Below are 11,216 nucleotides of genomic sequence, written 5' to 3' on the forward strand. Positions count from 1 at the left end.
ACCATACTATATAGACCATACTATATAGACCATACTATATAGACATATTTTATAAATTCCTTATCTGATATGTTTAACGATATGACCGGCTTCCGGGAGAATAATCTCAGACATTGCCAGCTCAACAGCACCGGGAGACCCTGGCAAACAAAAGACTGCAGACCCGCCAATAATGCCTGCATCCGCACGCGTCAGTATGACAGCCGATCCGATCTGTTCAATGCTTTTGTATCTAAAAAGTTCACCAAATCCAGGCATTTGCCTGTCGAACATGGGCACTACGGACTCAATGGTCACATCGGAAGGAGTTAGACCAGTCCCGCCAGTAGTAATTACAATATCTGCACCTTTTAGTATCGCTTCAGTGACAGCTTCTTTTATAGCAGACATTTCATCTGAAACAAGACAATAATCAACTAAATGATGTCCATTTGCTTCGACCAGGTCCAGCATTATTTTGCCGGAAATATCATCAGCACCCACAGGAGATGTTCCTGAACCATACTTTTCATACCTTGAGGTCGAAATGGAGATGATAGCAAATTTAAAGGTTTTAGCTGCATCTTCCTTGTGTTGATTGGAGACAGTGTTCATAATAAAAGTATGTATAATGTGCTATATATGGATTTCCAGGAACTTTATTCCATATATAAATAGAACCGGTCTTTTCAAAAGCTAATTATACTTGATGCACCATAATGAAAAATTCATCAAAAACAATAGATTATGATTCTATTGATAAGACTTATAAACCCCTAAGTAATAGGGGGATGCACCATTGACACATTAACAATTTAAAGAATTTCAAGACGCACTACTCCAAGTCAGGATAACCTGCCTGAAAAAGATAAGAACTTGACAGTGCGTTCTTAGATCATAATAATATAATTCAAGGAGGCTTAAACTCATGGTAAGAAAACCAGCAAGTATGTATAGAAATGTGAAGTCACGCTCATTCACCAGAAGGAAATATATGGGCGGTGTACCAGGCAGTCAGGTCATTCACTTCGATATGGGAAACAAGACCGCTGAATTCCCAGTAAAGATAACACTTCTAGCAGATGAAAGATGCCAGATCAGACACACAGCTCTTGAAGCTGCACGTATCACTGCTAACAGAGCAATGACAACAGCAGCAGGACGTTCCGGCTTCCATATGAAGCTCAGGGTTTACCCACACGAGGTTCTGAGAGAAAACAAGCAGGCAACCGGCGCAGGCGCAGACCGTGTATCAAGTGGAATGAGAGCTGCATACGGAAAGAATGTCAGTACTGCTGCAAGGGTATCCGCAAGACAGAAGATCTTTACGATCTCAGTCAACAAAGAGCACTTCATCATTGCAAAAGATGCTCTGAGAAGGGCTGGTCAGAAATTACCAACTCCTGTCACGATCGTAATCGATCAAGGCCAGGAACTGGTAAGATAAATAATTTTAATATAACAAGAGGGTATCAAAATGGATGATTACGAAACGATGTTGAATAGGGCTATTGAAAATCTCCCTGATGTGGAAACTACGGACGTTCGTTTCGTAATTCCAGAACCCAGGATATTCATAGAAGGTAAGACAACCGTTCTGGAGAACTTTGCAAATATCGCAGATGTTCTGAACAGGGACCCAGACCATCTTATGAAATTCCTCACAAGGGAAATGGGTACTGCAGGTAAACTCGAAGGCAGTCGTGCTATCTTCCAGGGAAAATTCCCCAAGGAGAACATAAAGTCGAACATCGAGGCATATGTGGAAGAGTACGTAATGTGCTCCGAATGTAACCGTCCTGATACCCAGCTTGTCAAATCCGACAGAATAATTATTTTAAAGTGTTCTGCCTGTGGAGCACATCGCCCTGTCAAGAAGAGGCGAACTACAATTGCCACACCACGTGACGCAGTTGAAGAAGGTGAGGAATATGAAGTAAGAATAGATGCTGTCGGTTCAAAGGGCGACGGTATTGCTAAACTTGCTAAATTTACCATATTCGTACCTGGCGCCACAAAAGGTGATGTCCTGAAGATCAAGATCAAGAGGATCAGTGGGAACCTCGCATTTGCAGAACGCGTTGTTTAAACGCGTTCATCCCACATCATCATTGAACTATTCCCTTGAGAGGGTCTAGATGTATCGAGATTCGACTTCAATACCAGAGTTCCATGAACTTATTGGTAACGAAGCTTTCGACAATGATGTAATTCTCCTTAAGGGAGGACTTGAAAGTGGACCTGCCACTTTCGAGGTTCAATTTTTATACTAAGGCGTTATCGGAAATGGGGAGCTAAAGGCTTACATGACCATGGAAGATAAAGGAGCGCATTATTTTCAGCCCAGATAAGCAGACTCCCGGAGAGGATGCAACAAACCTATAATGATATACGAGGACTCTAAAATGGGAAATGTGGATGAGAATACAGATACATCACCGGATAAAGAAGAGATAACAGTGCTCTCCATCCCGGGACTTACCATCGATCTGAAACATCAGAACGGATTTATAAAACTTGAAGCAAAAGGACATTTACGCGGCATTTGCTCCCCTTTCCTTAAAAAAATGAACGCAACCCTTGAAGCTGAAAAGCCGGCACTTGTAGAGAAGGACAGGGTCATTGCTTCCACATGGTTGCCCCCGATCCCCAGTAATGTGTTCAAACGCCTGTTGTTCGCAGAGACCCAGATAGCTCTTGGGAAATACGTTCCAGAGACAGTTTCTTTTGAGATTACAAGGAACTGCAACTGCAACTGTGACCACTGCATCATGAGCGGAGGAGAAGGAGACCTCGATACTGCCACCATCAAAAAAGCCATTGACGAAGCCCTGGATATGGGTGCAGTAGTCATCACTTTCACCGAAGGGGACCCGCTTCTTCGAGAGGATATATTCGAACTTATCGAATATGTAGATAAGGACAAAGCAATAGTCAACATCTACACCCCTGGCACGGAAATGACGCCCGAGGTTGCACAAAAACTTAAAGATATAGGACTTCACAACCTCCTGATCAGCATATACTCCACTGTACCGGAAGAGCACGATTCCGTAAGAAAACTGGAAGGTGCTTTTGAAAAAGCGACCGGTGCAATAAAATATGGATTGGATGCCGGACTTCTTGTTACCATGTGCACCCATGTATCCCCTAAGAACATGGAAAAACTGGAATCTATGTACCAGTTTGCAACGGAATTGGGAGTACACGAATTCTCCCTCTGGGAATCAGTTCCTAAAAGACCTGAAGACCCCATCATCACAGATGAGGACAGGGATCGCATAATGGAAATGTACCACAGGATCAATGCTTCCAAGGACGGACCCCGAATATTTGCGAATACCTATTTCGAAGGCGAAATGCTTGGCTGCATGGCAGGTCAACGCTGGCTACACGTGTGCGTGGAAGGTTCTGTAAAACCTTGCCCGTACATCCCATTCAGTTTTGGTAATATACAGACCGACTCGCTGAGATCGATATGGAGCAAGATACGCAAGGTCAGTGATTTCAAGGGAGAAAGACACACCTGTCTTATGCAGGAGAAGGAATATCTGAAACTTGTATCAAAGATCCCCGAGGAAGCCAGCAAACCTTATGATTTCAAGCTTATCAGGTAAGCGACATATACGTTCAAATTCAAGAATACTGATATTATAAGCGGCAACAAATTTACAGAGGCAGCACATGAATATGAAACTTGACCCATGGGGTTCTGTGAACATCGATGACTATTCCAAACTATTCGATGAATTCGGCATAATGCCCTTTGAAGACATCTGCTCAGAACTCCCCGACCCCCACCGATACATGCGCAGAAAAATGATATTCGGACATCGAAGTTATGATCTGATAACAGATGCAATGAAGAACAAAGAACCTTTCTCGGTCATGAGCGGTTTCATGCCAACAGGAGGAGGACATCTCGGACATAAGATGGTCATGGAAGAGATAATCTGGCATCAGAAGATGGGAGGAGATGCATTTGTAGGTATTGCGGACAGGGAAGCATATTCAGTAAGAGGCATTTCATGGGAAAAGTGTCGGCAGATCGGCATAGAAGATTACATTGTAAGCCTCATTGCCCTTGGATTTGAACCGGACGGACATGTTTACTTCCAGTCCGAATCCGAAAATGTGAAGGACCTTGCATTCGAGCTCAGTGCCAAGGCGAACTTCTCAGAACTCAGTGCCATCTATGGATTCAGCGGAGAGACCAATGTAGCACACATGGTTAGTGCGATCACCCAAAGTGCTGATATCCTCCAGCCGCAACTTTCCGAGTACGGCGGACCTAAACCTACGGTGATCCCAGTGGGAGCTGACCAGGACCCACATATGCGCCTCACCCGTGGACTTGCACACAAAATGAACATGTTCAGGATAGAGGGACGCGAAGACAAGGACAAGAACAAGTTCTTCAGCGTACGTAGCAAAGCCGCACCGGAAGGTTCCCTTGCAGAGATAGCAGAAAGATTGCCCTGGGACACCAAGCTTTTCGAAGGACACATCGATGTCTACGGAGCAGATGATTATAATAAGCTCCTTGAGACGGTAAGAGAGGTCGAGATCGAGAACGGAGGTTATGCTTTTGTACCACCTTCCTCCACCTACCATAGGTTCATGTCAGGCTTGCAAGGCGGTAAAATGTCCAGCAGTATTCCGGAAAGCCTCATTTCACTAAAAGAAGACCCGAAGCTGGCTGCAAAGAAAGTAAAACGTGCAAAGACCGGCGGAAGGGTGAGCCTGGAAGAGCAGAAAAAGCTCGGCGGTGAAGCGGACAAATGCTCAGTGTACGAACTATTGATGTTCCACCTTGTGGAAGACGATAAAGAGCTGGCAGAGATATACGATGAATGTATCTGTGGCAAGCGTATGTGTGGCACATGTAAAGCCCTTGCATCAGAGCTCATGGAAGAATTCCTGACAGACCATCAGGAAAAACGTGAGCTTGCAAAAGACAGACTGGACGATTATGGATTATAAAGAAAGGAAATGATCCCCATGACCGATTATAACCTTACAACCAATGACAAGAATGTGCTTATCGCAATGGATGAACTAACATCCACGACTCCAGAAGAGCTTGCAGAAAAAACGTCCATGAAAGTGGAAACTGCCATGCAATCCGCATTTTCGCTCTCAGAGAACGGGCTGACAGAAGTGACCGATGTTGTCACCGAGATATATTCACTCACGTCAGAAGGCCTTACCTATGCGGAAGAAGGACTGCCTGAAAGACAGATAATGAACTGCCTCTCTGAGCCGACATCCATGGACGAACTTAAAGAAAAGCTATCTCCAAAGATGGTGGGTATCGCAACAGGATGGCTTCGCAGGAAAAATTGGGCGAACATCGAGAAAGGAATGGTGGTCCCTACCGGAAATTCCGATATTGGCGAAGACGAGAAAGCCATTGCAAGCTTCAAGGAAGATAGCCAGACCCTCGAAGAGATAGGCACTGACCAGAACACCATAAAGGACCTCGTCAAGCGAAAGCTGGTATCAAAGACCGAAGACAAGGCCCGCACAGTGTCCATCACCGATGAGGGGCGCCAGCTGGTCAAAGCCGGCATCACCATTGAAGAAGAGATCACACAGATAACATCCCAATTATTGAAGAGCGGAGACTGGAAAGGAAAGAAGTTCAGACCTTACAACATACAGACCCCGCCAAAACCAGTGTACGGTGCAAAGATCCACCCATACCAGCGTCTTATCGACCAGATGCGCCAGATCTTCCTGGAAATGGGATTCACAGAGATAAAAGGCGATGTCGTGCAAAGTTCATTCTGGAATTTCGATGCACTGTTCCAGCCACAGGACCATCCCGCACGTGAAATGCAGGACACGTTCCACTTGGACACAACATCAGACCTCCCGGAAGAATACAAAGAAGGAATATGCGACATGCATGAGCATGGAGGAGACCTTCAATCTACCGGATGGGGCGGTAAATGGAGCGAAGATATCGCAAAACGCGATGTTCTGAGAACCCACACGACTGCTGTTACCATCAAGTACCTTACAGACAATCCAAACCCGCCTGTAAAAGCGTTCTGTATCGACAGGGCATACCGCCGTGAGACCATCGATCCGACACATACCCCTGAATTCGAGCAGCTCGAAGGCGTTATCATGGACGAGAACATGTCCTTTGCAAACCTTCTCGGATGTCTTGAAGAGTTCTACCACAGGATGGGATTCGAGGATGTCAGGTTCAGACCCGGATACTTCCCATACACCGAACCCAGTGTCGAGCCTGAAGTATACATCGATGGACTTGGCTGGGTGGAACTTGGGGGAGCCGGAGTGTTCCGTAAAGAAGTTACCGAACCCCTGGGCATCAAACAGCCAGTACTGGCATGGGGCCTTGGCGTAAGCCGTGTGGCAATGTTAAAACTGGGACTTAAAGACCTGCGTGAGCTCTACCAGGCTGACATCGACTGGTTACGCAAAAGTCAGGTATGTCAGTTAAAGGATTGATAAGCGGGCATTCCCGCTTAACTCATATTTCTTATTTTTAGCAATACCTTTGCAAAAAAGGAGCGCTTCATTTCAACTGCACCTGAAGGACACAGTTCGCGACAACAATAGCATAGGATACACTTTTTCTTATTTATTTGCAGTTCCCCGTCTTCCTGTTCTATAGCTTTCGCAGAGCAGTTCAGAACACAAGCCCCACAAAGAGTACATGAAAAAGGATCAATGAATGGTCTTATAGTGAACAGGTTCCCAAAACGGCTCACGATGAAAGAAGGCATACTTCCAACAAGTGTCACCCCTGGCATTGCAAACTCGACCCTCGCCTCATCAAGAGGCAAACCCACCACATCAGGCTCAGGATGACCGAATCCTCTATTGAGGGCAGCAACATTCGTAGGAACCGTCAGAGGATCAAGACCAATAACCTTTGAAGCCACAATATCAAGAGAAGCAGGATCAAAGCTTGCCATCACAAGATCAGAGCTAACAGGATGACCAAGTGCAGGACCGTTGCCTTCCATTCCCACCACCCCATCCATCACAGCAAGATGAGGTACCTTCACAGAATAGACATCAACAAGCGCATCAGCGAACATGTCCATCTTTCCAAGCACATGTGCCTGTTTCCTGAACTTCAACGGAAGAGCACCAAACATATTTTTCACAGCACCAGTATACTTTGTCAGTTCATGGGTCTTGAGCTTTGGAAGAGAGATGACAACATCTGCCTCCAGGACCGGTTTTGCATAATAGATATGTGAAAGCTGTACCGAGTTCTCAACGTCCACAGGAACATAACCTGAAATCTCGAAGCTCAAGACCTCTGCACCCCCCCTTTGTGCAGCTTCCCTTATACCGGATATATCAAGAGCTTCATCAGTAACACCCGGATGACTTATGCCAGCACCATCCCCTACAATAGGGACACCCCCTGCCTCAATGACAAGTTCACACATAGCCTCGACAATGGCCGGGTGTGTAGTTACAGCTTTCTCAGGAGGAACTGCAGCAAGGATATTTGGTTTTAAAAGGACCTTCGCTCCCGGAAAAATAATACATTCCAGCCCACCTATAAGACCTATGGCCTCTCTGACCGCATCCTTTGCATCCGAATAATCAGTACACCTTACAATGGATACCTGAGGCACATATCCCATTTTTCAGTACCCCCGGTTCTGTTTATTCTCCAGCTTCTTTCTGGTATTGACTATACCCATAATGTAAGCCGGTATTATACCCATGGCAGTACACGTCTCAAGGGAGATACCATCACAGGTAATGTCAAGATGATGGTCTGTAAGGGAATACAATTTCTTTGGAAGACCTTTTCTGCCAAGACCAATAAGCAGAAGATAAGAACGGTTGCGCATCACGCCTTCAGCGATATCTTCCGGAGTGACGGTGAACTTTTCCTCAGGCATTGAGGTAGTTACCACAGCAGTTCCAAACTGGGACTGGAAGCCTTTTTTAGGAAGATCGAAAATGAAAAGACGGTTATTCTCATGCAATGCCTTTAGATATTTACCAGACCCGCCAATGGTTGTCTTATCCATAACATATTCCACAAGTTCCTCAGGGGTCATCTTAAAAGGAAAATCAAAAAGACAGAGGGTCAGACCGTAAGCATAACAGATCGGTGCAGCTCTTGCAATCGCACGATAATGAGCATCAAGCACCTTTATTTTATCATAAGTATTTATAAGACCAAGTGTTAACACAATTTAAACCTCGTTCAGTACCATACATAGAACATATTGTTTACAGTTGTCGTATCGGTCACATTCACGACAATCCTGCCATAAGCTCGCTTTTTCAGACATAGGAAGTTCCACAAAACCCATTTTTTTGAAAAAGATGGGAGATGTAGTCCTTACATAAAGCCGTTCATGAGAGACATCTTCAATGAGCCTGGAGATCATTTTTGATCCGATCCCCAATCCACGATAGGTAGGATGGACTGCAATGGAATGAACTTCACAACATTCCTTTTCCGAAACTGCTGCTACTCCAACGATCTTACCATCCATTTCAGCAACTATGAAATCCTCCATGGGAACATCATCGATATCAAGGAAATATGTTCCCACAATACCTTCAACGGACCTACGATCAGATGCTTCTGCACCCCTTATCGCCACATGGACATTTTCATTCATTTTCAGAGAACCTCATCCATGCTGCCACTTCTGAAACCTTCCAGATCAAGCGTCACATATGGGTAGCCTATTTTTTTCAGGCAGCTAAGGATCGGAATTCTATTTTGAATGATAATAGGAATATCCACAGGCTGTACCTCGATACGGGCAATATCGTCGTGCACCCGCACCCTTACCGAAGATATTCCCAAGGAGTGAATGAGATCTTCCGCAGTTTCAATTTTTCCAAGGAGATCAGAGGTCACTTCAGTATCATAAGGGAGTCTTGAAAGAAGACAGGAATTTGAAGGTCTATTGGCAACATCAAGTCCGAGATAGGATGCCATCTGGCGAACTTCCCCTTTACTTACATCGAACTCTACATAAGGAGTAAAGATCGAAGAGCCAGCTTCCCTTAGGGCTTCCAGCCCGGGTCGGCGACCGGTTATTTCGGAAGCATTAGTCCCTTCCATAATTACGTTCACCCCTTCCTCTGAAGCTACGCCTTTTAGCTTCCTGACAAAGTGATTCTTACAATAATAGCATCTCTGAGGATCGTTCATTCTTATACGCTCATCGAAGAGAATGTCATGGTCAAGAACAATGTGTCTTATCCCAATAACTTCTGCTGTTCTTTTTGCATATTCAAGTTCACTTTGTGGCATCACAGGCGAATAAAGGGTGACTGCAAGAGCATTGTCCCCCAATGCATCAAAAGCCAGAGCAGCAAGAGTTGAACTATCCACGCCTCCTGAAAAGGCAACAAGCACTTTTTCTTTCTCAGCTATGGCCCTTTTTATAAGATCCATTTTATCGGGAAGTGTCAATTTTATTGCTGGTTCCACGTTAAATCAAAAGTACCGAAAAGATAAATAAGTGCTGTATGAGGAAAAAAGAGTCAAAACTGATTACTTTTTTTATTATCTATTTGCATCGATAAAATATATATCTTATTATGATGATAATGGTTATATTGGTTAGTGGACAAATTAGTGCATTACAATAAGAGAGAAAGGTGAAAAAGTGGATAATGAATGGGAGATAGACCTGAAATTACCGGATATATCTGCAATGGCCACCCTTCTGGCAACTGCAATATGTTCTGCCATAATGGGTGCCGCAGAGATCGCTTACACGATGTTATGGATCACCTCTGCGTATGAACGCCATGGAAAAGACTTCTTTATCGACCTCATCAATGCAAAGTCACTAACATGGACCGCAGAATTCGTTATTGTTGCGGGATCTTTGATGTTGTTTTCTTCAATTATATTCCTGATAACAATGTTCTACTCACTGATAGAACTGAATGCGTTGAAAGATCCAAGTAAGAAGATCAGGATGAACGTAATATTCCTGCTTTTCATATTTGCAATGATATTGCTGTTCATAGCACTCATTTCAGCATTGATCCTGAGATATATATGATCGGGAAGACATACAAATAATCCAACGGATGGGAGATCATGAGCTTTACCAATATTGCAGGCACAATAAGAGAAGTGCCAAAACCGGTCGAAAAAAAGAGAACGACCTTTGATGAGATCCAAAAAACAGCTACCAAGACTAAAAGGGTGATGTATCCAATTTCTGCTATCGTGGGACAGGAAATGATGCTTCGGGCATTGATACTCAATGCCATCAATCCATCCATAGGAGGAGTTCTGGTACGAGGTCAGAAAGGGACGGCAAAATCAACCGCAGTGAGAGGATTAGCAGAGATCTTGCCGGATATTGAAGTGATCGGAGGATGCAAATATAACTGTGACCCATTGGACACCGACACGTTCTGCTGGGAATGTGTGGACAAACAGAGAAAGGGTCAGATAAAGGTAGAAAAAGTACCGATGAAGGTTGTAGACCTTCCGGTTGGAGCTACCGAGGACAGGGTTGTTGGAAGCCTTGACATCGAGAAGGCTGTAAAGGAAGGCACCCAGGCTTTTGAACCGGGTATCCTTGCCAATGCGAACCGAAATATCCTTTATGTGGAAGAGATCAACCTTCTGGACGATTTTGTAGTGGATGCGTTGCTCGATGCTGCTGCAATGAACGTGAATACGGTGGAAAGAGAAGGGATCAGTGTCAGTCATCCTGCCAATTTCATTATCGTAGGAAGCATGAACCCGGAGGAAGGAGAGCTTCGACCACAGCTTCTTGACAGGATAGCCCTTCAGGTGGAAGTTGAGGGAATCACCGATATTGAGCAAAGGGTAGAGATCATTGAGAGAAGGAATCAGTTCAACAATGACCCGCAGGAGTTCAGAAGGGATTTTGAATCCGAACAAGAGAAATTGCGTGCCAAGATAATCAAGGCAAAGCAGGCAATAGGCAGGATATCCGCAACAAGGGACAATCTGCGAACAATTGCGAAGATATGTGTCGCTTTCAATGTTGATGGTCACAGAGCCGATATTATGATAGAACGTACTGCACGCACAAATGCGGCTTATGAAGGTAGAGAGAGGATCACCAACGAGGATATTATAGAAGCCGCAGAGATGGTACTGCCTCACAGAATGAGAAAGAAACCATTCGAAGAAGAGGAGTTCAGTGCGGAACAACTTCGGGCTGTAGTTAACGGAACTGTTTAAGACAGGTATATCGAATGAAGGATCAAGT

General features: G+C 44.7%; 13 protein-coding genes. 8 read left to right on the forward strand and 5 right to left on the reverse strand.

Annotated elements, in window-relative coordinates:
• Positions 1–60 precede the first annotated feature (60 nt).
• The gene (locus tag KDK67_RS09130) at positions 61–594 is read right to left on the reverse strand and encodes a MogA/MoaB family molybdenum cofactor biosynthesis protein (RefSeq protein WP_250868482.1); all 534 of its coding nucleotides are present in this window, start codon (positions 592–594) and stop codon (positions 61–63) included.
• A gap of 313 nt (positions 595–907) precedes the next feature.
• On the opposite strand from KDK67_RS09130, the gene KDK67_RS09135 reads away from it, so the two are divergent.
• The 6 genes from KDK67_RS09135 to pheS all read left to right on the forward strand — a co-directional run bounded on the left by KDK67_RS09135 (position 908) and on the right by pheS (position 6,462).
• On the forward strand, positions 908–1,426 hold the full coding sequence (locus tag KDK67_RS09135; protein WP_250868483.1) for a 50S ribosomal protein L16: 519 nt from the start codon (positions 908–910) through the stop codon (positions 1,424–1,426).
• Positions 1,427–1,456: 30 nt separating this feature from the next.
• A complete protein-coding gene (locus KDK67_RS09140; protein WP_250868484.1) occupies positions 1,457–2,068 on the forward strand; it encodes a translation initiation factor IF-2 subunit beta in 612 nt (203 codons plus the stop codon).
• Between the two features lie 49 nt (positions 2,069–2,117).
• Positions 2,118–2,252, forward strand: a complete 135-nt coding sequence (locus KDK67_RS14310) for a hypothetical protein (RefSeq protein WP_276575110.1) — start codon at positions 2,118–2,120, stop codon at positions 2,250–2,252.
• A gap of 111 nt (positions 2,253–2,363) precedes the next feature.
• On the forward strand, positions 2,364–3,596 hold the full coding sequence (locus KDK67_RS09145; protein WP_420846938.1) for a radical SAM/SPASM domain-containing protein: 1,233 nt from the start codon (positions 2,364–2,366) through the stop codon (positions 3,594–3,596).
• Positions 3,597–3,663: 67 nt separating this feature from the next.
• A complete protein-coding gene (locus tag KDK67_RS09150) occupies positions 3,664–4,962 on the forward strand; it encodes a tryptophan--tRNA ligase (protein ID WP_250868485.1) in 1,299 nt (432 codons plus the stop codon).
• 18 nt (positions 4,963–4,980) lie between these two features.
• Positions 4,981–6,462 (forward strand): phenylalanine--tRNA ligase subunit alpha, encoded by a 1,482-nt coding sequence (pheS, locus tag KDK67_RS09155; RefSeq protein WP_250868486.1) that lies wholly within the window; start codon positions 4,981–4,983, stop codon positions 6,460–6,462.
• Positions 6,463–6,479: 17 nt separating this feature from the next.
• Here the strand turns inward: pheS and KDK67_RS09160 are convergent, their stop codons facing one another.
• Genes KDK67_RS09160 through larE form a run of 4 tightly spaced genes read right to left on the reverse strand, consistent with a single transcriptional unit; the run spans position 6,480 to position 9,442 of the window.
• Complete coding sequence (locus KDK67_RS09160) at positions 6,480–7,619, reverse strand: DUF362 domain-containing protein (RefSeq protein ID WP_250868487.1); 1,140 nt, start codon at positions 7,617–7,619, stop codon at positions 6,480–6,482.
• Between the two features lie 3 nt (positions 7,620–7,622).
• The gene (locus KDK67_RS09165) at positions 7,623–8,180 is read right to left on the reverse strand and encodes a DUF531 domain-containing protein (protein WP_250868488.1); all 558 of its coding nucleotides are present in this window, start codon (positions 8,178–8,180) and stop codon (positions 7,623–7,625) included.
• Positions 8,181–8,183: 3 nt separating this feature from the next.
• Entirely contained in the window at positions 8,184–8,618 is a 435-nt protein-coding gene (locus KDK67_RS09170) for a GNAT family N-acetyltransferase (protein ID WP_250868489.1), read from the reverse strand.
• A 2-nt stretch (positions 8,619–8,620) separates the two neighbouring features.
• Positions 8,621–9,442 (reverse strand): ATP-dependent sacrificial sulfur transferase LarE, encoded by an 822-nt coding sequence (gene larE, locus KDK67_RS09175; protein WP_250868490.1) that lies wholly within the window; start codon positions 9,440–9,442, stop codon positions 8,621–8,623.
• A gap of 178 nt (positions 9,443–9,620) precedes the next feature.
• Between larE and KDK67_RS09180 the strand changes: the two genes are divergently transcribed.
• Both KDK67_RS09180 and KDK67_RS09185 read left to right on the forward strand, forming a co-directional pair.
• On the forward strand, positions 9,621–10,025 hold the full coding sequence (locus tag KDK67_RS09180) for a hypothetical protein (protein WP_250868491.1): 405 nt from the start codon (positions 9,621–9,623) through the stop codon (positions 10,023–10,025).
• Between the two features lie 38 nt (positions 10,026–10,063).
• On the forward strand, positions 10,064–11,188 hold the full coding sequence (locus KDK67_RS09185) for a magnesium chelatase ATPase subunit I (protein WP_250868492.1): 1,125 nt from the start codon (positions 10,064–10,066) through the stop codon (positions 11,186–11,188).
• The last annotated feature ends 28 nt before the right edge of the window (positions 11,189–11,216 follow it).

Origin of the sequence: Methanococcoides seepicolus, assembly GCF_023684405.1 — an archaeon.
Lineage (GTDB): Archaea > Halobacteriota > Methanosarcinia > Methanosarcinales > Methanosarcinaceae > Methanococcoides > Methanococcoides seepicolus.

What these genes read in the sequence shown, in the direction of transcription:
- KDK67_RS09130 (WP_250868482.1), bottom strand. Translation starts at nt 594, where the DNA reads ATGAACACTGTCTCCAATCAACACAAGGAAGATGCAGCTAAAACCTTT.
- KDK67_RS09135 (WP_250868483.1), top strand. Translation starts at nt 908, where the DNA reads ATGGTAAGAAAACCAGCAAGTATGTATAGAAATGTGAAGTCACGCTCA.
- KDK67_RS09140 (WP_250868484.1), top strand. Translation starts at nt 1,457, where the DNA reads ATGGATGATTACGAAACGATGTTGAATAGGGCTATTGAAAATCTCCCT.
- KDK67_RS14310 (WP_276575110.1), top strand. Translation starts at nt 2,118, where the DNA reads ATGTATCGAGATTCGACTTCAATACCAGAGTTCCATGAACTTATTGGT.
- KDK67_RS09145 (WP_420846938.1), top strand. Translation starts at nt 2,364, where the DNA reads ATGATATACGAGGACTCTAAAATGGGAAATGTGGATGAGAATACAGAT.
- KDK67_RS09150 (WP_250868485.1), top strand. Translation starts at nt 3,664, where the DNA reads ATGAATATGAAACTTGACCCATGGGGTTCTGTGAACATCGATGACTAT.
- pheS (WP_250868486.1), top strand. Translation starts at nt 4,981, where the DNA reads ATGACCGATTATAACCTTACAACCAATGACAAGAATGTGCTTATCGCA.
- KDK67_RS09160 (WP_250868487.1), bottom strand. Translation starts at nt 7,619, where the DNA reads ATGGGATATGTGCCTCAGGTATCCATTGTAAGGTGTACTGATTATTCG.
- KDK67_RS09170 (WP_250868489.1), bottom strand. Translation starts at nt 8,618, where the DNA reads ATGAATGAAAATGTCCATGTGGCGATAAGGGGTGCAGAAGCATCTGAT.
- KDK67_RS09185 (WP_250868492.1), top strand. Translation starts at nt 10,064, where the DNA reads ATGAGCTTTACCAATATTGCAGGCACAATAAGAGAAGTGCCAAAACCG.